We start from the raw sequence: 23,633 nt of genomic DNA on the forward strand, positions 1-23,633 counted from the left end.
TCGTTGAGCGAGCGAAGCGAGTCGAAACGACCCGGACGCACCGCGGGTCAGACCCGAGGCGGCGCGTGGCCGTTTCGACTCCTCGCTTCGCTCGTCGCTCAACGACCGGAGGGAAGCTCGCCGAAGACCTCGGTCGCGATGCGGAAGGCCGTGTTCGCGGCGGGGACGCCCGAGTAGATCGCCGACTGCAGGATGACCTCGCGGATCTCGTCCACGGTGAGGCCGTTGCGCAGGGCCGCGCGCAGGTGCATCGCGAGCTCCTCGTGGTGCCCGTGCGCGATGAGCGACGACAGCACCGCGACCGAACGCGAGCGGCGGTCGAGGCCGGGACGCGACCAGACATCGCCCCACGCGACGCGCGTGATGAAGTCCTGGAAGTCGGCCGTCAGCTCGGTCTGGTTCGCGGTGGCGCGGTCGACGTGCGCGTCCGAGAGCACCTCGCGGCGCACGGCCATCCCCTGGTCGTAGCGCTCCTCATCCGACAGGCCGGATCCGGCGGGCCTGGTCATCGCGCGCTCCGGAAGAAGTCGCCGAGCACGGCCGCCACCTCGTCGGGGTACTCGGCGGGCGCGAGGTGCGAGGCCCCGTCGATCCGCGCGATCCTGCCGTCGCGGACGCCGTCGGCGATCGTCCGTGCGTGCTCCTCGGGCGAGACGCCGTCGCGCTCGCCGTAGACCGCGAGCACGGGCGTCGCGATCTCCCCGAGCCGGGCCGTCACGTCGTAGGCGGCGAGCGCGTCGCAGCACAGCGCGTAGCTGGCGTCGTCGGCGTCGCGCAGCGCGTGGAGCAGGCGGCCGGTGAGCACCGGGCGTCGCTCGATCGATCCGGGGGCGAACCAGCGCTGGGCCGATCCGACGACCAGCGACGCGGTTCCCTGCGTGCGCACCTGCGCGGCGCGCTCGGCCCACGCCTGCGGCTCGCCGAACTTCGGCGAGGCGCACACGATCGCGGCCGCCGAGACGACATCCGGATGCCTCAGCAGCAGCTCGAGACCCGTCGCGCCGCCGAGCGAGACACCGGCGTAGAGGGCGGGCGCGCCGAGCTCGCGGATGGCCGCGGCGAGCGCGTCGGCGAGCTCGCCGATCGTGAACGGCTCCGTCGCGGGCTTCGCGGCGCCGTGGCCGGGGAGGTCCCAGGTCACCACCCGGAAGCTCTCGGCGAGGTCGGGGACGACGTCCTCCCACAGGATCGTGGAGGTGCCGAGGGAGGGACCGAGGACGAGAAGGGGCGCGCCGTCGGGTCCCACCGGGGCCGTGAACGCAAGCGTCGGCGTTGTCACGTGTCTTCCTCTCCCGAGCTGAAGTGGTCGGCGAACGGATCGAACCCGCGCGGCCGGGGCGGGGGCAGGCGCGAGCCGTCGTCGAACGGATCGTACGGCCCCGGAACGTCGTGCGACACCGGTGCGGTCGGATCGACGACCTCGACGTGCGGCGGGTCGCCGAGGTCGCCGTCGACGAGGCGGGCGGCGAGGCCCGTGTACGCGGCGGGGTCGAGCAGCTCGTCGAGCCCCGTGGGCAGGGCGGTGTTCGCGTCGTTGAGTGCGCTGTGGACGAGCAGCGCCAGGTCGCCACCGAGGGCGGCGCTCCGGACGATGTCCGCAACGCGCTCGGCACCGAGGATCGGCCCGAGGACGATCGAGAGCCGCTCGGAGACGACGAGACCGCGGGTCGACGCGAGGTTGCGGGCGATCGCGCTCGAATCGGCGTGCAGGCCGCCGGCGAGGTCGGCCGCGTGCGCCGCGGCGCCCAGGGCGAGGCGCAGCAGTTCGCGCAGCGTCGGCCATTCGGCGTGCCAGGCGCCGTCGGGGCGCTCGTCGACGGCGAGCGCCGCGGCGGTGTGCAGCGCGGCGCCGAGGTGCGGGGCGCGGATCGCGGCCGAGCGGATCAGCACCGAGCGCGCGGGATTCTGCTTGTGCGGCATCGCCGACGATCCGCCGCCGGACGACTCCGCGAGCTCGCCGATCTCGGTGCGCGACAGGGTGGCGACGTCCGCGGCGAGCACGCCGAGCGCATCCAGCGCCTGCACGAGCGCGTCGCCGAGCTCGGTGACGGGCCAGCGGGACGTGTGCCACGGTGCGTCGGGCGCGGCGAGGCCCGTCGCGTCGGCGAACGCGCCGGGCAGGCTCGCCGCGCGGTCGGGGCCGAGGATCTCCACGAAGGACGCGAGCGTGCCGCCGGCACCGCCGAGCTGCGCGGGAAGGGAGTCGCGCGCGCCGGCGAGGCGCCCGCGGGCGCGACGGATGCCCCGCAGCCAGTTGGTCGCGCGCAGGCCGGTCGTGGTCGGCACGGCGTGCTGGGTGAGGGTGCGGGCCGCGGCGACCTCGTCGCGGTGCTCGCGCGCGAACCGCTCGAGCGCATCGGCCGTGGCGTCGAGCCCCGCGAGCACGTGGCCCGCGGCATCCTTCGCGACGATCATCAGCGCGGTGTCGAGGATGTCCTGGCTCGTCGCACCGCGATGCACCCACGGCTTGGCGAGCGGCCCCGCGATGCGACGCAGCTGCGTCACGAGCGGGATGACCGGGTTGCCGCCGGCCACCGCGGCGAGCGCGAGCGCCCGCACCAGCGCCGCGTTCTCCGGAGATGCCGCGTTCTCCGGAGCGGATCCGCGATCCAGGTCCGGCGAAGCCGGCATCTCCGTCGAAGCCGTACGCAGCCCGCGCGCCTGGTCGAGCAGCGCGGCGCGGTCGGGCGCATGATCGAGGCCCCCGACGGCGCCGTACGCCTCGATCAGCGCGACCTCGGCGGTCACCAGCGCGGCGAGCACCGCGGCGTCCGTGATGGGTCCCTCGTGTCCGGCTGTCACCGGCGAGAGAAGCCCCAGATCGAGGTCGCCGGCGGCGGGCACGTCAGAACTCAAGGAACACGGTCTCCTTCTCACCCTGCAGGTGGATGTCGTGGCGAAGGTACCCGTCGGAGGTGCGCGTGGCGGTGAGCGACGCGCGCTCCGCCTCGCTCAGGCCGGAGAGGAACGGATCCGCGGCACGCAGTTCGTCGTGCTCGGGAAGGTAGATGCGCGTGTGCAGCTTGTCGGGAAGGCCGCGGGCGAACACGACGGCCGCGATGAACGGCGCCCTGCCGGCGATCGGCCCGGGGTTGCGCGTCCAGAAGTGGTAGCGCCCGTCGTCGGTGGTCATCGTGCGCCCGAAGCCGGTGAACGAGAAGCCGTCGCGCTTCAGCGAGCCGCGTGCATCCGGGATCGACCCGTCGACGTCGGCGCCGAAGATCTCGATCACCGCGTCGGGGATCGGGGCGCCCGCCCCGTCGTACACGGTGCCCGACAGGACGATCGCGCCGGGGCTGTGCGGGAACGCGACCTCGTTCATCCGCTCGTACTCGAGACCGAACGCGAAGAACGGGCCGACGGTCTGGCCGGCCGTGGGCTCCAGGACCTTCTCACCGCGCGGCATCAGTGCTCTCCCTCTTCCGGCTCGAACCAGGTGGCATCCGGACCGTCGACGACGATGTCCCAGCGGTAGCCCATCGAGAACTCGGGCACCGTCAGGTCGTGGTCGTAGGCCGCGATCATCCGCTCGCGGTCCTTCGGATCCCGGATCGTGTTGTAGATCGGATCGAGCGGGAACAGCGGATCTCCCGGGAAGTACATCTGCGTGATGATGCGCTGGGTGAAGCCCGAGCCGAAGACGGAGAAGTGGATGTGGGCGGGGCGCCACGCGTTGACGTGGTTCTTCCACGGGTACGCGCCGGGCTTGATCGTCGTGAAGTGATACTCGCCCGCGTCGTTCGTGATTGTGCGGCCGGCGCCGGTGAAGTTCGGGTCGAGCGGGGCCGGGTGCTGATCGCGCTGATGGATGTAGCGGCCCGCCGCGTTCGCCTGCCAGATCTCGATGAGCTGGTTGCGGATGGGGCGTCCCCAGCTGTCGAGGAGGCGGCCGGAGATCGTCATCCGCTCGCCCTGGGGCTCGCCCGAGTGCTGAAGCGTGAGGTCGGACTCGATCGCCGCGACGTCGCGCTGGCCGAACGCCGGCGAGTACAGCTCGATGGTCTCGGGGTCGACGAGCTTCGGGTTCTTGGTGGGATGGCGCAGGATGCTCGACCGGTAGGGAGCGAAATCGCGGATCGTCTTGGGCAGGGTCTCGCCGTCGGCGACGCGCTGCCCGTACTGCGCGTGGAAGTCCTGGATCTCGCGGGTGATCTGGGCCTGGGGCGGGAAGTCGGCCGAGCGCAGAAGCGACTCGGGCGCGGCCGCCTCGGAGGCGGTGTCGGTCATGACGTCTCCTTCGACGAGAGGTCGTCTCAGGGTGACATCGGGCACGAATGCCCTCCCGCGTCATTCCCATTCAGTGGGACACTTTGGTCTGTTTCTTCCACGGAGCGAGAGCCTTCCGGAAGGGCTCAGAAGGCGCGCAGCGCACGGCCCAGGTCGGCCGCCGTCTGCGTCACGAGGGCTCCGAGGCGACGGGTGTCGGCCCCGTCGATCCGCGTCACCACACCCAGCGCCGTGGGAGGCAGGCCGGCCACCGAGCCGACCGGCGCGGCGACCGAGACGTTGCCGAGGGTCATCTCCTCGCGCGTCGTCGCGTAGCCCCGAGCGCGGGCGCGGTCGACCTCGGCGCGCACCGCCTCGGGCTCGGTGATGGAGTGCATGGTCTCGCGCTCCAGCGGCTGCGACAGGAACCTGTCGAGCCAGTCGCCGGTCTGCGTGGCGAGCAGCGCCTTGCCCACGCCCGTGGTGTGAAGCGGCTGGCGGCCGCCCATCCTGCTCAGCGTCGGGATCGACGAGCGTCCCGTGAGGCGCCCGACGTACAGCGCCGTCGCCCGCTCGGGCGCCGGCGCATCCAGCACGGCGAGGTGCACGTTCTCGCCCGTCGCCTCGTACAGCCGCGACATGTACGGCAACGCGGTCTCGCGCAGACGCAGCGAGAGCGGCGACAGCTCGCCGAGCTCCCACAGGCGGGCGCCCACGGCGTAGCGGCGCCCGGGGGTGCGCGAGAGCAGACCGAGCTCCAGCATCTGCGCCAGGATCCGGTGCAGCGTCGAGGAGGACAGCCCGGTCAGCGCACCGAGGCGCGAGGCGGAGAGCTCCGGCTCGTCCGCGGTGAAGCAGCTCAGGATCCGCATGGTTCGCGCGAGCATCCCGTCGGCATCGACAGCCGTCGGCGCGATCTGAATGGTGTCAGTAATCGTGACGGTCGACATGGAGTAACCGTAGCCAGGGCCCATCCGATCCCAGCAGGGGGTTGACGTTTGGCACTTGCCCCGCAAGCCGGTATCTCGGTGTGCGGGACTCCGGACCGCGGTCCGCGACCCCTCGGGACGCCGCCGGAATGCCGCCGATCCGCGTCAGAACAGGGATCGCGGGGCCATCCGGCTACGATCGACGGATGCGGATCGACGGCTTCACCGACCACGCCTGCCTGATCGTCTCCGGGCCCGACAAGGAGGGGATCGTCGCGGCCGTGACGGCCCTGCTCGCCCGCCACGGCGGCAACATCGTCTCGCTCGACCAGCACTCCACCGACCCGATCGGCGGCGACTTCTTCCAGCGCGTCGTCTTCCACCGCGAGGGCCTCGGCGAGAGCCTCGGCGAGCTCGAGGCCGACCTGGCGAGCACCCTCGAGCCGCTCGGGATGACCTGGATCCTGCGCGACGTGTCCATCCCGAAGCGGATGGCCATCCTCGCCTCGATCGAAGACCACTGCCTGCTCGATCTGCTCTGGCGCCACCGTCGCGGGTCGCTGCCCGTGGAGATCCCGCTCGTCATCTCGAACCACACCCACACGGCCGAGGACGTTGCCGCATTCGGCGTTCCGTTCGTCCACGTGCCGTCGCAGAAGGGTCCGGACAAGAGCGAGTCGGAGGCAGAGATCCTGCGCCACCTCGCCGAGGCCGATGTCGACTTCGTTGTGCTCGCCCGCTACATGCAGATCCTGTCGGGCGATTTCCTGCAGAAGGTCGGCGTGCCGGTGATCAACATCCACCACTCGTTCCTGCCGGCCTTCATCGGCGCCAACCCGTACCAGAAGGCGAAGGACCGGGGCGTGAAGCTGATCGGCGCGACCGCCCACTACGTGACCGAGGACCTGGATGAGGGCCCGATCATCGAGCAGGACGTCGTGCGCGTCACCCACGCCGACAGCACCCCCGAGCTGCGCCGCCGCGGCGCCGACGTCGAGCGCGCCGTGCTCTCGCGCGCCGTGCTCTGGCACGCGCAGGACCGGGTGATCCGCAGCGGCAACCACACGATCGTTTTTTAGGAGAGGCTCGCACGCTCGCGCCGACGCTCCGCGCCGGCACTCTCGAGCGAGGCGCTGTCGCTGACGCTCCATCGCGGCGTGCGCTCCGCGCCCGCGTGGTCGCTTCGCTCCACGCTCCCTTCGGTCGCAGCGCTTCGCGCTCCTCGGGACCTCTGAACCTCGATTCGCCGCAATGAGGCTCGGGCGACGGCTTCGACTCGTCGCTGCGCTCCTCGCTCACCCCGTTTCGACTGCGTTCGCAAGCTCACTCCGCTCAACGACCGGTGAGGTGTCACCCCCCACCCGGTCGTTGAGCGAGCGCCAGCGAGTCGAAACGGTACAAGCGTCCCGGCGGCCTGCACCGGATCAGCGCGCGGGCTGCAGCTCCGCCTCGGCGAGCGGCGTCTCCACGAGCACCTCGGTCGCGGCGCTCGCGGCCGGGCGCGACATCAGCGCGATGACGGCGGCGACCGCGGCGAGCACCGCCAGCACCAGGAAGCCGGTGGTGTAGCCCTGCTCGCTGGGCTGACCGCCGTCGGCCCCCGCCGATCCGGTGATGATCGCGGTCGTGAGCGCGGTGCCCACGGCCGAGCCGATCGTCCGCAGGTTGGTGATCATGCCACCAGCGACCCCGGTCTGGTGCGCGGGGACGCTGCCGATGACGAGATTCGTCAGCGCGGCGAAGGTGACACCGAGGCCCAGGCCGAACACCGCGGCCTCGATGGTGAGCAGGGCGAGGCTGCCGTGAAGCAGCGCGATGCCCGCGGTCGCCAGCGAGATGAGCGCCGTGCCGGCGACGAGCTGCGCGCGCAGCGACAGGATGCGCGTGAGCGGTCCGGTCAGGAACCCGGCGACGGCCATCAGCACGAGCATCGGGAGCATCACGAGGCCGGCGGTCGTGACCGTGCCGCCGAAGCCGTAGCCGGTCGAGACCGGCTCCTGGATGAACCGGGCGAAGAAGGCCCACACGCCGAACATCGCCGCGCCGACGAGGATCGCGGCCACGTTCGCGTTCCAGACGCCCGGCAGACGCATCATCCGGACGTCCACGAGCGGTTCGGCGGCGCGCAGTTCGACGGTGATCCAGGCGGCGAGCAGCACGGCGGCCAGGGCGAACAGGCCGATCACCAGCGGCGACCCCCAGCCCCAGGCCGAGCCGGTGCTGAGCGGCAGCAGCAGCGCGACGAGCCAGCCGGACAGCAGGATCGCGGAGGGCACGTTGATCCGTCCGACCCCCACGCGGTCGGCGGCGGGAACCCCGCGCAGCAAGAGGATCGCTCCGATCGTCACGCCGGCGAGCGGCACGATGAACAGCCCGCGCCAGCCGATGGCGGTCGCGAGGGGGCCGGCGAACACCGTGCCGATGCCGGAGCCGACCGCGAGCAGGGCCGACAGGATGCCGATTCCACTCGCGACGCGCTCGCGAGGCAGGACGTCGCGCACGAGCCCGAAACCGAGCGGGAACATCGCGCCGCCGATTCCCTGGAGCGCGCGGCCGACGAGCAGCGTTCCGAGGTTCGGGGCGAGGGCGGCGACGATGCTTCCGACCGCGACGCCCGCGAGGGCGACGAGGAAGATGCGGCGCTTTCCGTGCAGGTCGCCGGCGCGGCCCAGCAGCGGAGTGGCCACCGCGGCGACGATGAGCCAGGTGGTGAGGGCCCACGTGACGCCGACGGCGTCGGTGCGGAGGTCGGTCTGCATGATCGGCAGGACCGGGACGAGCAGCGACTGCAGGGAGGCGAAGGAGCCGATGGAGACGCCGAGCGCGGTGAGCGCCTGGCGGGGCGTGGTCGTGCGGGGTTCGGCCGCGCGGCGGCGGGCGACGCGGCCGGATCGCGACTTCGATGCGCTCCTCAGCGCCGGACGGGACGCGTTCGCCGAGCACGGCCCCGGCGCCTCGCTCGAGGACATCGCGCGGCGCGCGGGCGTCGGCATCGGCACGCTGTACCGCAACTTCCCCACGCGCGACGCGCTGATCGGGGCCGTCTACGTGGCCGAGGTCGAGAAGCTCGTCGCCGCGGCCGACGACGTCGCCGGCCTCGAGCCGTGGTCGGCGATCGAGCAGTGGGTGCAGCACTTCATCGGCTTCATCGGCACCAAGAAGGCCCTGATCACGAGCCTCAACCGCGAGTCGGATGCGCTCATCAGCTGCCGCGGCGCGATGTACAGCGCCGGCGCTCCCCTGCTCGTCCGCGCGCAGGATGCGGGCATCGTCCGCGACGACGTCTCGATCGAGGACGTCATCCGGCTGATCTCGGGCGTCGCCGGGGTCGCGTACGCCGACGAGGCGCAGCGCGCCCGCGTCACCGGCCTCGCGCTCGACGGCCTTCGCACGCGCTGATGCACCCGAGACCGCACGATAGAGTCGCGGCTCGTGGGCGATGACGCGCGGACCGTGGCCGAGGAGCGCACCGAGCGCCGCGTCTCGCTCGGCTTCCTGCTGCTGACGCTCTGCCTGATCGCCGTCAACATGCGCGCGACGATCACCGGGATCGGCCCGCTGCTCGAGCAGCTGACGGCCGACACGGGGGCGCACCTGGCCACGCTGAGCGCGCTGACCTCGGTGCCGCTCGTCGCATGGGCGCTGTGCTCGCCGCTCGCGCACACCGCAGCGCAGCGGTGGGGCCTCAACCGGGTGCTGACCGTCTCGCTCGTCCTGCTCACGGCGGGCACGGTCATCCGGTCGCTGCCCTTCGTGTCCGCCGAGGGCTGGCCGGTCGCGACGCTCTGGATCGGCACGGCCCTCATCGGCGTGGCGCTCGCGGCCGCGAACGTGCTGCTTCCGGCGGTCGTGAAGCAGTCGTTCGGCACGCGCGTGCCTCTGGTCACCGCGATCTACACGGCGCTGCTCGCGGGCTGCGGCGCGCTCGCGTCCGGCCTCGTCGTTCCGATCTCGCACGTCGAGACCGGTGGATCGCCGTGGGGCTGGCGGATCGCCCTGATCGCCGTGTGCGCGACGCTGCCTGTCGCCGCCGCGCTCTGGATGATCCACCACCGGCGGGCAGGGCACGGTCGCGGCGAGAGCCGCGCGGCCGGATCCTCGCGCGGACCCAGCGTCTGGGGCGACAGTGTGGCGTGGCAGGTGGGCGCGTACTTCGGCGTGCAGGCGTCGCTGTTCTATGTGCTGCTGACGTGGATCGCACCGATGGCCATCTCGTACGGCCGGGGCGAGGCGCAGGCGGGCGTGGACACCATGATGTTCCAGCTGACGGGCGTGATCAGCTCGCTCGCGCTGCCCGTGGCGCTGCGGGGGCGCCTGGAGCGCTGGGTGCCGGCACTGCTGCCGGCACTCGCCCTCGTCGCCGTCGCGGGGATGATCCTGGTCCCCGGCGGCATCCTGTGGTGGGGGCTCGCGGGACTCACCAGCGGATCCTCGCTCGCCATGTCGCTGACGCTCATGGCGTCGCGCGCCCGCGACCACCACACGGCATCGGCCCTGTCGGGAATGGGTCAGTCGGTGGGCTACGCGTTCGCGGCGTTCCCGCCGATCGTGTTCGGCCTGCTTCACACCGCCGTCGGCGGCTGGGTCGCGCCCCTCGCGTTCAGCGGCCTGCTCCTGGTCGCCCAGGTGCTGCTTGGCCTCCTGGTCGGCCGCGACCGCTACGTGCTCGACCGCTGAGGGCGTCCGCGGCCCCGCCACATACCTGGGCCGCGCGTGTATCAGGATCGCGGCCGGGTGCTCTGACACCTCGAGACCCGCCGTCGCCGCCGGGTGCCATCCCATCCCCCGGAGGTGCCATGCGACGCGATGCGCCGATCGAGTTCGCCTCCCGGCGGCGGCGGCCCGGTCATTCGAGCTCGGCCATGACGCTCCTCGTGGTGATCGCCACGATCGGCATCGTCGCGTACGCGGGCTTCCTGCTCGATCCCCGTCACCGCGGCGACTGGATCCCGTACATCCTCGTGATCGCGGCCGAGACGATCCTCATCTGCCACGCGCTGCTGTCGATGTGGACGATCCTCGCGGGCGGCGGGGATCCGCGCGACTTCGCGTACCACGTGGCGCAGGGCCGGCTGCTGACGCGCGAGTCCCGGGGCGACGACACCATCCGGCTGCACGGGAAGGAGGTGCTCGTCGACGTCTTCGTGACGGTCTACGGCGAGGACCTCGACACCGTGCGGCGCACGGTGACCGCGGCCGTCGCGCTGCGGGGCAGGCACCGCACGTGGGTGCTCGATGACGGCCACTCGGATGAGGTGCGCGCGATGGCCGCCGAGACCGGGGCCTGGTACGTGCGGCGACTGACCTCGACCGGCGCGAAGGCGGGCAACATCAACCACGCCCTGTCCCTCGCGAAGGGCGACTTCTTCGTCATCTTCGACGCCGACTTCGTGCCGTCGCGGCAGTTCCTGTTCGAGACGCTGCCGTTCTTCGCCGACGAGTCAGTCGCCTTCGTGCAGACGCCGCAGGCCTACGGCAACCTCCACACGGTCATCGCCCGGGGCGCGGCCTACATGCAGACGGTCTTCTACCGCTTCATCCAACCCGGCCGCAATCGCTTCAACGCGGCGATGTGCGTGGGCACGAACGTGGTGTTCCGTCGCACCGCGATCAACGAGATCGGCGGGATGCACACCGACTCAAAGTCGGAGGACGTGTGGACCTCGATCCTTCTCCACGAGCGCGGCTGGCGCTCGGTGTTCCTGCGCGACGTGCTCGCCATCGGCGAGGCGCCCGAGACGATCGAGGCCTACAGCAGGCAGCAGCTGCGCTGGGCGACCGGCGGCTTCGAGATCCTGTTTCAGCACAACCCGCTGAGCCCACGCCGGCGCCTCACGGTGGATCAGCGGATCCAGTACTTCGTCACCGCGACGTTCTACCTCACGGGCATCTGCCCGCTCCTGCTGCTGGTGGTGCCGCCGCTCGAGATCTACTTCGAGCTGCGCCCGATGCACCTCGACATCACGGTGCTGACGTGGTTGCTCTACTACGCCGGCTTCTACGTGCTGCAGATCGGACTCGCGTGGTTCGCGGTCGGATCCTTCCGGTGGGAGACGCTCACCCTCGCGACCGTGTCGTTCCCGATCTACACGAAGGCCCTCGTCAACGTGATCGCCGGACGCGACGAGGGGTGGCACGTGACCGGCCGGTCGACGACACGCTCGCCCTTCAACTTCATCATCCCGCAGACGCTCTTCCTGGTCTTCCTCGCGCTCACGACCCTGGTGGGCATCTGGCGCGACATCGACAACGGCACGCCCACCCTCGCGACCGCCTGGAACGCGACGAACACCGTCATCCTCGCGGCGTTCATCGCGACCGCCTGGCACGAGGCGCGCGCCGGCATCCGGCGCACCGGCGTCGTCGCGATCGAGGCCGAGACCGAATCGGCGCCGCTGACCGTGATCGCGCGCCCGCCGGCACCGGAGCCCGTGCGCTCCGCGGCCGCCTCCGTGTCGCCCGCGGAGTCCCCGCTGCGGGTCGGGGCGGCCGCGCCGATGGCGGCCGCGACCCCGGTCGACCCCCGGAGACTGAGCCGCGCCGACATCAGAGCCAAGCGGCGAGCGCTGGGAGGCAGGACATGACCTGGGCCAACCGACTCCGGCTGCTGCTGGGCCTGATCGTCACGCTGGCGATCGTCGCCGCATGCACGTACGTCTTCACGCAGCGCCAGCAGAGCGCCGTGAGCACCACCGCGACGATCATCGCGCAGGAGTACCCCGTGGGCACCGACTACGGCGGTCTCGTGGTGAAGGAGCACGTGCAGGAGGGCGACGTCGTGCGGGCGGGCGACGCGCTGTTCGACGTGCAGAGCCTGCAGCTGCAGCGCGATGTGGCCGCGGGGATCGTCGCGGGCACCACCGGCTCGGAGCGCGTGACGCCCGAGGGAGTGTCGACCGTGGTGGCGAGCGTCGACGGCATCGTCGCCGACGTCGGCGTCGCGCAGGGCGGCTACGCCCAGGCCGGCGGGCTGCTGGCGGTGATCCACCGCGCCGACTCGCTGCGCGTCGAGGCCTCGTTCGTGCTCACCCCGCGCGACTACGCCCGCATCGCGGCGGGAAGCCCCGCGGAGATCCGGCTGCCGGATCAGACCACAATGCCGGGCACCGTCACCCACATCGACGTCGCCACCCTCGACGGCCAGGCGCTCACGAAGGTGCAGATCGTCAGCGCCGCGCTCGGGGACGGGCCCGCCACGGGCCTGCGCCAGCCGGGAACCCCGCTCTCGGTCACCGTCACGCTGCGGGACGACGGCCCGCTGGCCGGCGTGGTGGTCGCGGTCGAAGACCTGCTGCGCCGGATCGGGCTCTGATGCGCACTCCCCGTCGCCCGACCGCCGCGGCGGCGCTGCTGCCGCTGCTCGCCCTCTCCGCCTGCGTCGGAGGGCAGCCGGTGGCCGCGGACCCCGAGGACGGGCCGGCGACGGCCGACTGGGCCGCCCCGGACGCGATCGGGCACGCCCCCGAGTTGCCGGTGCAGAGGATCTCGGACGTCGCTCCGTCGCGCCTGGCCGACGGCCTGCTGCCGCCGACGAACCGGTGGTTCTCGGGGCTGGTGTTCGGCGCCGAGCCGCAGACGGTCCATCCGTATCCCCTCGCCTTCCGCCTCACCGACTCGGGCTTCGCGTTCGACCTGCCGGACGTCGTCGCCTCGGCGGACGCGATCCTCGCGCCCTTCGACGGCGGGATCACCGTCGACGCCGGCGCGACCGGTGCCGAGGTGGTGCGCTACGACGAGGTGTCGGTGACGATCCGGCTGTCGGACGACGACGGCGCGATCGGCGACCTCACCCTCGCGGAGGGATGGCCCGTCGTGGCCTTCACCGCCGCCCGCGAGACGGCGCTCGGCTTGGACAAGCCGCTGACCGCCTACGGCGACGACCTGTGGACGACCGCGGCCGACGACGTCGTCTACGGCCTCACCGCCCCCGGGGCCGGCATCGACGGCGGCACCGTGACGATCGCCGCGGGTTCCACCGCGCAATGGTGGCCGGTGCCGCACGGGTCCGCCCCCGAGGAGTGGGCCGCGGCGATCGGCGACCCGGTCACCGGCGTCGAGACGGCGTACGCGCTCACCGACGACTCGGCCCTCACGAGGCTGACGTACGCGGGCACCGACCGCACGATCGTCGTGCCGTTCCCCGGGAGCGCACCCGCCGACGGCTGCACGAGCGGGGCGTACGAGACGGCCTTCGGCGCGGCGGCGGCCTGCCGGGCGACGACCCTCTCGTGGGGTGTGCCGCGCATCCGTCCCGCCGCGGGCTTCGACCTCCCGGACTCGGCCGACCTCGAGGGCATCCGCGCCCAGCTGGCGGAGGACCTCGCCGCGACGCTCCCCACGGCCGCCGACACGTACTTCGGCGGAAAAGGTCTCGCCCGCCTGGCGTCGCTGCTGCTGCTCGCCCGCTCCCTCGGCGACCGGCCGCTCGAGGACGAGGCGGCGGCGCTGCTCGAGCGCGAGCTCGGCCCCTGGACGGACCCGGATGGCTGCCTGCTGCGCGAGGAGCGCTGCCTCGCCTACGACGATCGGCTGCAGCTGGTGGTCGGCCGGGCTCCGTCCTTCGGCTCGGAGGAGGGGAACGACCACCACTTCCACTACGGCTACTTCCTGTTCGCCGCGGCGGCGCTCGCCGAGGCGAGGCCCCGCGCGCTCGAGCGGATGACCCCGGCGATGGACGCGCTCGCCGCCGACATCGCGGGCGGGGCACGGGATGCGCTTCCCTCCCTGCGGACGTTCGACCCCCACCGCGGGCACTCGTGGGCATCCGGCACGGCCCCGTTCGCCGACGGCAACAACCAGGAGTCGTCCTCCGAGGCCGTCGCCGCCTGGAACGGCCTCGCCCTGTGGGCGGCCGTCCGCGGCGACGACGCCCTGCGCGCGCGGGCCGAGTGGCTGCTGTCGGCCGAGGCGCACGCCGCCCGCACCCTCTGGCTCGAGCCGGATGGCCTCCCGGCGCCCTACGCGCACGGCATCGTGTCGCTCACCTGGGGCGGCAAGCGCGACTACGCGACGTGGTTCAGCCCCGAGCCCTCGGCGATCCTCGGCATCCAGCTGCTGCCCGTCGGCCCGGTCGGGCTCCAGTACCTCGGGCAGGATCCCGAGCGCGTGGCGGCCAACGTCGCGGCGACCGGCGGCGAGGCGGCCTTTGATGGGGAGCTCGGCGAGTACGTGCTGCTGTATTCGGCGCTCGCGGGCGACGAGGAACGGGCGCGGGCGGCCGCTCTGGTGCACGAATGGGATCCGGCCGACCTCGACGACGGCCTGGCCGCGTCCGTGGCGATGGCGTGGCTCGCCGCCATCGGGGACGACTGACCGGGAATCCGTCGTCACCTATGGACATTCCCTATCGCCATAGGTAACGTCGCGTCTGCGCAACGAAGCGCGGCCGACCGGAAGGAACGCATCCCGTGGCACCCCTCACCTCGCCGCAGGCGACGCTCGCCGCCGACTACTCGCTCGAGATGACCGGCAAGGACATCCCCGGCCTCCACGAGGCACAGGATGTGATCCCTCCCGGCACGCGCGTGAACGTCACGTTCCTCGGCAACGAGGATCTCGAGATGCGGGTCGCCGCCGCCAAGGCCGTCGTCGACGCGGGATTCATCCCGGTCCCCCACATCTCGGCCCGGCGGCTGTCGTCGCAGGCGCAGCTCGAGGAGTTCCTCGACCGCCTGCAGCAGGTCGGCGCGACCGAGCACGTGTTCGCGGTCGGCGGCGACCCCGCTACCCCCGAGGGGCCCTACGACAGCGCGTACGACGTGATCCGCTCCGGCGTGCTGCAGTCGTACGGCGTGCGCGAGGTGTCGATCTCCGGCTACCCCGAGGGGCACCCCGACATCGCCACCGAGGTGCTGTGGGAGCACCTCGAGAAGAAGACCGCCTCCCTGCGCGATCAGGGGCTCGGCGCCGTGATCCTCACCCAGTTCGCGTTCGACACGGATCCGGTCACCACCTGGATCGGCGACGTCCGCGACCGCGGGATCGACGCGACGATCCGGATCGGCACCCCGGGCCCCGCGGGGATCAAGCGACTGCTGAGCTTCGCGCGCCGCTTCGGCGTCGGCGCCAACGCGATGATCGTGAAGAAGTACGGCTTCTCGCTGACGAATCTGCTCGGCACCGCCGGCCCCGACACCTTCGTCACCGAGCTCGGCGACCTGCTCGCCGCCGACCCGCGCGCGGGCGACGTGAAGCTCCACATGTACGCGTTCGGCGGCCTCCGCGCCACGGCGGAGTGGGCGCGCGACTATCAGCGGAGGGTGTCGTGAGCCTTCACAACCCCGCGCTCCGCGACCGCGCCTGCCTCATCGTCCACGGCCCCGACCAGCCGGGGATCGTCGCCGCGGTCGCGGCCCTCGTCACCCGCAACCGGGGGAACATCGTCTCGCTCGACCAGTACTCGTCCGACCCGGTCGAGGGCGACTTCTTCCAGCGGGTGGTGTTCCACCGGCCGGATCTCGTCGCCGCGATGGCCGAGATCGAGGCCGACCTCACCCAGACCCTCGGGCCGTTCGGACTCGAGTGGACGCTGACGGATCAGTCGGTCCCCAAGCGGATGGCCATCCTGGCCTCGAAGAGCGACCACTGCCTGCTCGACCTGCTGTGGCGCCACCGCCGAGGCGAGCTGCCGGTGACGGTGCCGATGGTGATCTCGAACCACACGAACACCGCCGAGGACGTCCGCACGTTCGGGGTGCCGTTCTTCCACGTGCCCTCGCAACCCGGGCCCGACAAGAGCGAGTCGGAGGCGCAGATCCTGACGCTGCTGGAGGGCAACGTCGACTTCGTTGTGCTCGCCCGGTACATGCAGGTGATCTCGGGCGACTTCCTCGAGCGGGTCGGGGTGCCGGTGATCAACATCCACCACTCGTTCCTTCCCGCCTTCATCGGCGCGGGCCCCTACCGCAAGGCGAAGGAGCGCGGCGTGAAGCTCATCGGCGCCACCGCGCACTACGTCACCGAGGACCTGGACGAGGGACCGATCATCGAGCAGGACGTCGTCCGCGTCACCCACGTCGACACGGCGGAGGAGCTGCAGCGCCGCGGCGCCGACGTCGAGCGCGCGGTGCTCTCGCGCGCCGTCGCCTGGCACGCCGAGGACCGCGTCATCCGCCAGGGCAACCACACGATCGTGTTCTAGCACCACGGCCCGCACATCGCCGCGGGCGCTCATCCCCTCCGGTCGTTGAGCGAGGGAGCGAAGCGACCGAGTCGAAACGGCGGAATCGGCTGACGGCTCCCACCGACCACAACAACAACCCACCACAGACAGAGAGGTTCATACCGTGGGACACAAGAACCTGCAGGAAGTGCTCGACGCCAAGGGATCGGCGGTCGAGCTGCTGCGCAACTCCCAGATCGGCTCGTACATCTACCCCGTCGTGCCGGCCGACTTCCAGAACTGGATCAAGGAGCAGCGCGCCTGGCGCGAGACGGCCGTCCTGTACGACCAGTCGCACCACATGGACAACCTGTTCATGAAGGGGTCCGACGCGATCAGGCTGATCAGCGACACGGCGATCAACTCGGTCGCCAACTTCCCGGTCGACAAGGCGAAGCAGTACGTGCCGACCAGCTCGACGGGCGGCGTCATCGGCGACGGCATCCTGTTCCGCGAGGCGGAGGACGAGTACGTGTACGTCGGCCGCGCCCCGGCGGCGAACTGGCTGCTGTTCCACGGTGAGACCGGCGGCTACGCGAACCTCGACATCGAGGTCGACCGCCGCTCGCCCTCGCGCCCCTACGGCGACGCCGTCTCGCGCAAGTACTACCGCTTCCAGATCCAGGGCCCCCGCGCGTGGGACGTCATCGAGAAGCTCAACGGCGGCCCGCTCGAGCAGCTGAAGTTCTTCAACATGTCGACCATGAAGATCGGCGGCAAGACCGTGCGCACGCTGCGTCACGGAATGGCCGGGGCGCCCGGTCTCGAGATCTGGGGCCCGTACGCCGATCACCACGAGATCCGCGACGCCATCGTCGAGGCGGGCGCCGAGTTCGGCCTCGTCCCGGTCGGATCCCGGGCGTACCCGTCGAACACGCTCGAATCCGGATGGATCCCGTCCCCGCTTCCCGCGATCTACTCGGGCGAGGCCGAGCGCGCGTATCGCGAGTGGCTGCCCGCCGACAGCTACGAGGCGAGCGGCACGCTGGCCGGATCCTTCGTCTCGGACGACATCGCCGACTACGAGCTCACCCCGTGGGAGCTGGGATACGGGTCGTTCGTGAAGTTCGATCACGACTTCATCGGCCGCGACGCGCTCGAGAAGGTCGACCCGGCGACGCAGCGCAAGAAGGTCACCCTCGCGTGGAACGCCGAGGACCTGGGGAAGGTCTGGACCTCCCTGCTCGATGTGGAGGGCCCGCAGTACAAGTTCTTCGACCTGCCACTGGCGAACTACGGGTCGGCGAACTACGACAAGGTCGTCGACGCCGACGGCACCATCGTGGGCTTCTCGATGTTCACCGGCTACAGCGCCAACGAGAAGCGCGGCCTGTCGCTCGGCACGGTCGACGCGGACGTGCCGGAGGGCACCGAGTTGAAGGTCGTGTGGGGCGAGCCCGACGGCGGGTCGAGCAAGGCCTCGGTCGAGCCGCACGAGCAGTTCGAGGTGCGCGTCGTCGTCAGCCCGGTGCCGTACTCGACGGTCGCGCGCCAGGAGTACCACGGCGGATGGCGCACCGGCTACACGGGCTGAACGGGCGGATGTGACGCGAGGGGTCCGGGAAGTTGGTGTCCCGGGCCCCTCGTCCGATAGAAGTGGATCAGACCGAGGGGATGACCGGATGAGTGCACCGAGCGGACGGAGCGCGGCGGGATGAGTCTCCGCTACGCGCTCATGGCGCTGCTGCGCGTGGGCCCGCTGTCGGGCTACGACCTGCAGAAGCAGTTCCAGGTCTCTGTCGGGCATCTGTGGCACGCGCCCGACAGCCAGATCTACCCCGAGCTGCGCAAGATGGAGAGCGAGGGGCTCGTGGTCGGCGAGGACCAGCCCCGCGGCGAGCGCGGCACCCGCCGCGTCTACCACCTCACCGACGAGGGCGACCAGGCGTACGCGGCCTGGATGGAGGGGCCGCTGAGCTACGCGAGGGCGCGCGAACCCGCGAACCTGAAGGCCGCGTACCTCGAGTCGGCGTCTCCTGCCGCGGCCCGCTCCTTCCTCGCGGATCACATCCGGCACTGGCGCGGCGAGCTCGAGCAGTGGGAGGCCGAGCTCGAGCGCATCGACGCCCGCGCGAACCCGATGCTGCAGCGTCGCCTCGCGGCGACCCACCCGCGCGACCACGACCGCACGGTCGCCTTCAAACGGTTCGGCTACGAGGGCCTTGTGGACCGCGCGCGTGCGGAGATCGCGTGGGCCGAGCGGGGCCTCGCCCTGGTCGACGACCTCTACGGCCCGGAGGACACGGTCGCCGGTCACGCGTAGCCGCCCGCGTCACATCATCCGGGCCGAGCACCCATCCCCGCCGTCAGATCACCTCCCGGAGGATGCGCCGCCGCGCGCTGGATGTGCGCTCGCGCCGGATCCGCGCGCGTCAGGTCGCGTACTCGAGCAGGTCGCCGCCGAGCGCGTGGAACGCCTGGTGCACACGGTGCCGGTGAAGCAGCGAGAGGTCGTCGAACGCGACGATCAGCGCATACGCGAAGGCGCCCCGGCGCCCCGCGAGCACGCCCGCATCCGCGCGGACCCCGCGCTCGCGTCCGGTCTTCGCGAAGTGGACGAGGCCGTGGCCGTCCGGCTCGTGCGAGAACGGATCGCCGCCCACGGCGGCGGCGACGAGCCCGGCGTCGGTGACGGGGCTGAGCCATCCGACGACGCGCTCGCTCACGGCCGGGCCGACCGCGGTGCCCGCGGCGAGGGAGGCGAACAGCTCGGCGAACTCGCGCGCGATGTACGGGGCGTCATCCGGCCCCCGCTCGCAGCGGAAGCCGTCGAGCAGCGCCGATCTCGGCATCCCGAGGTCGACGATCCGGCGTGTGACGTTCTCGTGCCCGACCTGCTCGAGCAGCGCGTTCGTCGCCGCGGCGTCTCCCGCGGCCGCCGCGAGCACCGCGAGATCCACGATCGGCAGGGTCGGCGCGGCCATCGAGCGCCACACGCCCGTGGGCGCGACGGTCCCCGCCTCGCGTTCGGCGAGGGCGTGGGGATCGAGCGTGCCGGCCTCGATGCGCGCCGCGGTCTCGATCAGCAGCGGCACGACCCCGAGCCCGCCGATCGGCAGGGGCAGGTGGTCATCGCCGGCGAGCACGACATCGCCGCGGTCGAGGTCGGTCACGTGGACGGCCACGCTGGCGCCGGCGAGCGACAGGCCCTCGAGGGCGCTCGTCGTCGCACGGAAGTCCCTCGTCTGCCTTCCGCGCCCACGGCGCGTTCCACGCCGCGTCGCCTGCGGCGCGTTCATCGCTTCGGCGCGCTCCGCGTGCTCAGTGCGCCGCACTTCGGCGCCCTCCGCACGGCGCTCGCTCCGGGGATCTGATCCCACGTCGACCCTTCGATCCGCCCTCCGAGTCCCTCTCCCGTCGTCCATTGTGCGCCTTCGCGGAGGCGCCGACGAACGGGCGAAGGCGTCGATCCGGTGAAGATTCGCCCTCAGCCCTCGATCAGGCCGCGGAAGTCGGTGGCGCTCAGCGCGCCGACGGACGACGGGTCGTCTCCCGCCAGCACGTCGCGGAACAGCCGCGACTTCTTCTCCTGCATCGCCACGACCTTCGACTCGATCGTGCCCTTCGAGATCAGGCGGTAGACGACGACCGGACGCGTCTGCCCGATCCGGTGCGCGCGGTCGGTCGCCTGAGCCTCGGCGGCGGGGTTCCACCAGGGGTCGAGCAGGATGCAGTAGTCGGCCTGAGTGAGGTTGAGGCCGAACCCGCCGGCCTTGAGCGAGATGAAGAACACCGGCACGTCTCCCCCGGTGAACCGCTCGATCATCCGCTTCCTGGCGCTCATCGAGACGGATCCGTCGAGGTAGGCGTACGGGATCCCTCGCGCGTCGGCGACCGCCGCCGCGCGGCCGAGGAACTGCGTGAACTGGCTGAACACCAGCACGCTGTGCCCGTCGCCGACGATCTCCTCGAGCAGCTCGCCGAGCTTCTCGAGCTTCGCGGAGGGGGCCGATCCGGCGCCGTCGACGAGATCCGGATCCAACGCGAGCAGCCGCAGCGTCGTCAGGGAGCGGAGGATCTCCATCCGGTTCGCCTCGACGTCGTCGAGGAGCCCCAGCACCTTCTGCCGCTCGCGCTGCAGGCGCGTCGCATACGCGCGCCGGTGCGCGGGATGCAGCTCGACCTCGAGCAGCTGCTCGGTCTTCTCTGGAAGGTCGGAGGCGACCTCCTCCTTCGTGCGGCGCAGCATGAACGGCCGCAGGCGGCGGCGCAGGCGATGCAGCCGCTCGCCGTTGCGCTCGCGCTCGATGGGCTTCCGGTACTGGTCGGTGAACGACCGCTCCCCGCCCAGCAGTCCGGGCGCCACGAGCGAGGCGAGCGCCCACAGCTCGAGCAGGTTGTTCTCGAGCGGGGTGCCGGTGATCGCGAACTTGCTCGGCACGTCCATCACGCGCGCGCAGCGGTGGGTCTGGGCGCGGTGGTTCTTGATCTGCTGTGCCTCGTCGAGCACGAGCACCCGGAATCCCATCGCCTGGTACTCGTCGAAGTCAAGGCGGAACAGCGCGTAGCTGGTGACGACGAGCCGGGCGTCGCCGACCGCCTCGGCGAGCGCGGTTCCCCGCTTGCCGCTCGTCTCGTCCATGCCGACCGTCGGGAGCGCGGGGGCGAAGCGCGCGGCCTCCGACACCCAGTTCGACACGACGCTCGTCGGCGCGACGACGAGATAGCGGCCCGACGGATCCTCCTGCCGGGCACGCTCCAGAGCCGCCAGCACCTGCACGGTCTTGCCGAGGCCCATGTCGTCGGCGAGGATCCCGCCCAGGCGGTGCCGCCGCAGGAAGTCGAGCCACGCGAGGCCGGCCTTCTGGTAGTCGCGCAGCTGCGCCCGGAAGCCCGGGGGCACCTCGACGGGCTCCAGCCGATCGGCCTCGGTCAGACCCCGGAGGCGGTCGAGCCAGTCGTTCGCCTGCGCCTGGACGAGCCCGATCCCGACGAGCTCCTCCCACAGGTCGGTCTGCCACCGGCTGATCCGCAGCGGGCCGGTCGGGCGGTCCTGCAGCGACCGCGCCTCCTCGAGCAGCTCGCGCAGCGGATCGAACTGGGTCGCGTTGAGGGTGAAGACCGTGCCGCTCGGCAGCACGACGTAGCGGTCGCGGGCGACGAGCGCGGTCAACAGCATCCCGAGCGGCACCGCCTCGCCGCCGACGTCGACGCTCACCTCGAGGTCGAACCAGTCGTTCCCGTGCGGCGCGGTCGACACGTGGACGACGGGCGGATCGGCCGCGAACCGGTACTCGGGCTGCTCGTCGGTCTCGTCGACGCGCACCCCGTCGACGCCGCGCAGGGCGGGCAGCACGCCCGTGCGGAACTCGACCGTCTCGTCCTTCGTCAGCATCGCCGCGCCGAATCCGGTGCCCTGACGCGCACCCAGCAGCTCGCGCCGCTCGCCCGCGGCGGCCTCGACGGCGTCGCCGATCGCGCGCTCCTCGGCGGGAAGCCGCAGGCCCGACGCATCCGGATACTCCCACCGCCAGGAGAGCGTCGCGCGCGCCTCGGCCTGCGCGAGGGTCAGGACGAGCGTCGGCCGCGCCGGGGCCGGGATGTCGTACGTGCCCGCCTCGGACCGCAGCGGGGCGACGCGGCGCAGCTTCGGCAGGTAGTCGCGCTCGAAGTCGGCGACCGCCTCGTCGGGGATGGTGAACGCCTCGCCCTGCATCAGCCGCGTGAACGCGTCGGCGAGCGGTTCGCGCAGCGGCACGAGCTCCCGCACGCCGTCGTCGTCCGCGATCGCGAGGGCCGCGACGGGGACGCCGACGGGCAGGATCCGCACGTCGTCCTCCGTCTGCAGGTCGATCACCGGCTTCACGTGGAGCGCGCCGTCGCGGCGGTCGAGCGAGAGGTGATGGGCGGCGGGCTCCGCACGCAGCGCGACGGGCGGCTGCGCCTTGGTGTCGGCGACGAGGTGGACGCCCGCGTCGCGGAGGTCGGCGAGCACTCCCCACAGCCCGCGGCTGGGGAGCTCGTCCAGCCGGATCCACTGCGGCGCCCGATCGTACGAGCCCCACCGGCTGCGGTACACGGGGCGGGTCGAGCCGGGGAAGTGCTCGCGCGCCTCGTGCAGCGCCTCGAGCTCGCCGAGCGCGCGACGCTGCTCGGCGGTGATCCCCTTGCCGTCGAGGTCGCGCCAGCCGATGCCGGTGCGGATCCACGTGCCCCGCGTTCCGCGCAGTCCCGGCCGGATCTGCACGCCCTCCCGATCGAGCCCGATCAGCAGGGCGACGTCGGTCGGCTCGGCGACGCCGGGGTCGTCGAGCGCGCGCTCGAGCGCGCGTCGCCACGGCTCGACGAGCCCCGATGGCGGCCGCAGGCCCGTCGCGGACGTCGCCCCGTGGGCGATGAGGTGCAGGATGGCCGCCGCGTGCACGCAGCCGTCCTTGCCGCACTCGTCGCAGTCGACGCTCACGCCCTCGCGCTCGCTCAGGTCGACGTAGATCGTCCAGCGCCCCACGCGCCCCTCGTACGAGGTGGTGCCGCCGAGGTCGTACCGCTCGACGATGCGCGCGACCCCCTGCTCGGCGAGATGGGCGCCGTGCTGCACCATCCACGCCGGCAGGATCCGCGGAAGGTCCGCAGGGCTCAGCTCGAACGGCACCCCTCGAGCCTAGGCGCGGCATCGGACATGGGCACTCCCCGGGTGCTGAGCGAGCGGAGCGAGCCGAAGCGACCGCGCCACGCGACCGGTCGGGGCAACCCTCCAGCATCGCTCCGGCAGAATTGCTGTCCGTGCCGATAGATCCCGCCCCGCTCGCCAAGGTCGTCCTCATCGGAGGGCCGAGCGGATCCGGCAAGTCGCGGCTCGCCGAGCAGTCGGGTCTGCCGCTGCTGCGACTGGACGACTTCTACCGGTCGGGCGACGACCCGGCACTGCCCCGTCTGGAATCCGGCGAGGTCGACTGGGACGACCCGGCCTCCTGGCACCGCGACCGCGCTCTCGCCGCGCTCGACGAGCTCGCCCGCGAGGGGCGCACCGAGGTGCCGATCTACGACATCGCCGCCAACGGCCCCGTCGGCACCCGCATGCTCGACCTCGGCCGGCACGCCAGGTTCGTCGCCGAGGGAGTGTTCGTCGCGGAGGTGGCGCAGGATGCGCGCGAGCGCGGCATCCTGGCCGACGCCGTGTGCGTGCACCGGTCCCGCTGGCTGACTCTGCTGCTGCGTTTCGTGCGCGACGTGCGCGAGCGCCGCAAGCCGCTGCCCATCCTCATCCGCCGCGGCCTGCGGCTGGCGCGTCAGGAGCCGCAGATCCTCACGCACCTGCGGGCCGCCGGCTTCCGGGCGGTCCGCGTCCGCGGCATCCGCCGCCTGCTCAGCACGTAGCCCACCCAACTGCTGTGCGA

The 23,633-nt window shown here is 72.1% G+C and carries 20 protein-coding genes; 11 read left to right on the forward strand and 9 right to left on the reverse strand.

The window, feature by feature from the left end; genetic code table 11:
• Positions 1-98: 98 nt before the first annotated feature.
• The 6 genes from pcaC to ABD161_RS00650 form a co-directional block, all read right to left on the reverse strand.
• Positions 99-509 (reverse strand): 4-carboxymuconolactone decarboxylase, encoded by a 411-nt coding sequence (gene pcaC / locus ABD161_RS00625; protein ID WP_343998709.1) that lies wholly within the window; start codon positions 507-509, stop codon positions 99-101.
• A complete protein-coding gene (locus ABD161_RS00630; protein WP_343998711.1) occupies positions 506-1,279 on the reverse strand; it encodes an alpha/beta fold hydrolase in 774 nt (257 codons plus the stop codon). The genes pcaC and ABD161_RS00630 overlap by 4 nt, the downstream gene beginning before the upstream one ends.
• Positions 1,276-2,856, reverse strand: a complete 1,581-nt coding sequence (locus tag ABD161_RS00635) for a lyase family protein (protein ID WP_343998713.1) — start codon at positions 2,854-2,856, stop codon at positions 1,276-1,278. Before ABD161_RS00635 ends, ABD161_RS00630 begins: the two co-directional genes overlap by 4 nt.
• Positions 2,846-3,406, reverse strand: coding sequence for a protocatechuate 3,4-dioxygenase subunit alpha (pcaG, locus tag ABD161_RS00640; RefSeq protein WP_343998715.1), 561 nt, complete (start codon positions 3,404-3,406; stop codon positions 2,846-2,848). The genes ABD161_RS00635 and pcaG overlap by 11 nt, the downstream gene beginning before the upstream one ends.
• Positions 3,406-4,227 carry a protocatechuate 3,4-dioxygenase subunit beta gene (pcaH, locus tag ABD161_RS00645; RefSeq protein WP_343998717.1) on the reverse strand — a complete coding sequence of 274 codons (822 nt, stop codon included), beginning with the start codon at positions 4,225-4,227 and terminating at the stop codon, positions 3,406-3,408. Before pcaH ends, pcaG begins: the two co-directional genes overlap by 1 nt.
• Positions 4,228-4,352: 125 nt before the next feature.
• A complete protein-coding gene (locus ABD161_RS00650) occupies positions 4,353-5,156 on the reverse strand; it encodes an IclR family transcriptional regulator (RefSeq protein ID WP_135114937.1) in 804 nt (267 codons plus the stop codon).
• A 185-nt stretch (positions 5,157-5,341) separates the two neighbouring features.
• Between ABD161_RS00650 and purU (ABD161_RS00655) the strand changes: the two genes are divergently transcribed.
• Entirely contained in the window at positions 5,342-6,214 is an 873-nt protein-coding gene (gene purU / locus ABD161_RS00655; protein ID WP_343998720.1) for a formyltetrahydrofolate deformylase, read from the forward strand.
• A 345-nt stretch (positions 6,215-6,559) separates the two neighbouring features.
• On the opposite strand, the gene ABD161_RS00660 is transcribed toward purU (ABD161_RS00655), so the two are convergent.
• Positions 6,560-8,050, reverse strand: coding sequence for an MFS transporter (locus ABD161_RS00660; RefSeq protein ID WP_343999106.1), 1,491 nt, complete (start codon positions 8,048-8,050; stop codon positions 6,560-6,562).
• Here ABD161_RS00660 and ABD161_RS00665 point away from each other — a divergent pair.
• From ABD161_RS00665 to ABD161_RS00705, 9 genes are all read left to right on the forward strand, one after another.
• Entirely contained in the window at positions 7,944-8,534 is a 591-nt protein-coding gene (locus ABD161_RS00665) for a TetR/AcrR family transcriptional regulator (protein WP_343998722.1), read from the forward strand. The genes ABD161_RS00660 and ABD161_RS00665 overlap by 107 nt on opposite strands.
• Before the next feature lie 33 nt (positions 8,535-8,567).
• Positions 8,568-9,812, forward strand: a complete 1,245-nt coding sequence (locus ABD161_RS00670; RefSeq protein WP_343998724.1) for an MFS transporter — start codon at positions 8,568-8,570, stop codon at positions 9,810-9,812.
• A 185-nt stretch (positions 9,813-9,997) separates the two neighbouring features.
• Positions 9,998-11,719 carry a glycosyltransferase gene (locus ABD161_RS00675; RefSeq protein WP_343998726.1) on the forward strand — a complete coding sequence of 574 codons (1,722 nt, stop codon included), beginning with the start codon at positions 9,998-10,000 and terminating at the stop codon, positions 11,717-11,719.
• Complete coding sequence (locus ABD161_RS00680; RefSeq protein ID WP_343998728.1) at positions 11,716-12,447, forward strand: HlyD family secretion protein; 732 nt, start codon at positions 11,716-11,718, stop codon at positions 12,445-12,447. The genes ABD161_RS00675 and ABD161_RS00680 overlap by 4 nt, the downstream gene beginning before the upstream one ends.
• Positions 12,447-14,447 (forward strand): glycosyl hydrolase, encoded by a 2,001-nt coding sequence (locus ABD161_RS00685; protein ID WP_343998730.1) that lies wholly within the window; start codon positions 12,447-12,449, stop codon positions 14,445-14,447. The genes ABD161_RS00680 and ABD161_RS00685 overlap by 1 nt, the downstream gene beginning before the upstream one ends.
• A gap of 149 nt (positions 14,448-14,596) precedes the next feature.
• A complete protein-coding gene (locus ABD161_RS00690; protein ID WP_343999108.1) occupies positions 14,597-15,403 on the forward strand; it encodes a methylenetetrahydrofolate reductase in 807 nt (268 codons plus the stop codon).
• A complete protein-coding gene (gene purU / locus ABD161_RS00695) occupies positions 15,400-16,275 on the forward strand; it encodes a formyltetrahydrofolate deformylase (RefSeq protein WP_343998732.1) in 876 nt (291 codons plus the stop codon). Before ABD161_RS00690 ends, purU (ABD161_RS00695) begins: the two co-directional genes overlap by 4 nt.
• 145 nt (positions 16,276-16,420) lie before the next feature.
• Complete coding sequence (gene ligM, locus ABD161_RS00700; protein ID WP_343998733.1) at positions 16,421-17,830, forward strand: vanillate/3-O-methylgallate O-demethylase; 1,410 nt, start codon at positions 16,421-16,423, stop codon at positions 17,828-17,830.
• A 120-nt stretch (positions 17,831-17,950) separates the two neighbouring features.
• A complete protein-coding gene (locus tag ABD161_RS00705) occupies positions 17,951-18,559 on the forward strand; it encodes a PadR family transcriptional regulator (RefSeq protein ID WP_343998735.1) in 609 nt (202 codons plus the stop codon).
• Between the two features lie 109 nt (positions 18,560-18,668).
• Here the strand turns inward: ABD161_RS00705 and ABD161_RS00710 are convergent, their stop codons facing one another.
• Together ABD161_RS00710 and ABD161_RS00715 are read right to left on the reverse strand one after the other, a co-directional pair.
• Positions 18,669-19,571 (reverse strand): serine hydrolase, encoded by a 903-nt coding sequence (locus ABD161_RS00710; RefSeq protein WP_343998737.1) that lies wholly within the window; start codon positions 19,569-19,571, stop codon positions 18,669-18,671.
• Between the two features lie 152 nt (positions 19,572-19,723).
• On the reverse strand, positions 19,724-22,888 hold the full coding sequence (locus ABD161_RS00715; protein ID WP_343998739.1) for a DEAD/DEAH box helicase: 3,165 nt from the start codon (positions 22,886-22,888) through the stop codon (positions 19,724-19,726).
• Between the two features lie 131 nt (positions 22,889-23,019).
• Between ABD161_RS00715 and ABD161_RS00720 the strand changes: the two genes are divergently transcribed.
• The gene (locus ABD161_RS00720) at positions 23,020-23,613 is read left to right on the forward strand and encodes an ATP-binding protein (RefSeq protein WP_343998741.1); all 594 of its coding nucleotides are present in this window, start codon (positions 23,020-23,022) and stop codon (positions 23,611-23,613) included.
• Positions 23,614-23,633 lie beyond the last annotated feature (20 nt).

Origin of the sequence: Microbacterium paludicola (genome assembly GCF_039529675.1) — a bacterium.
GTDB classification, from domain to species: Bacteria; Actinomycetota; Actinomycetes; order Actinomycetales; family Microbacteriaceae; genus Microbacterium; species Microbacterium paludicola.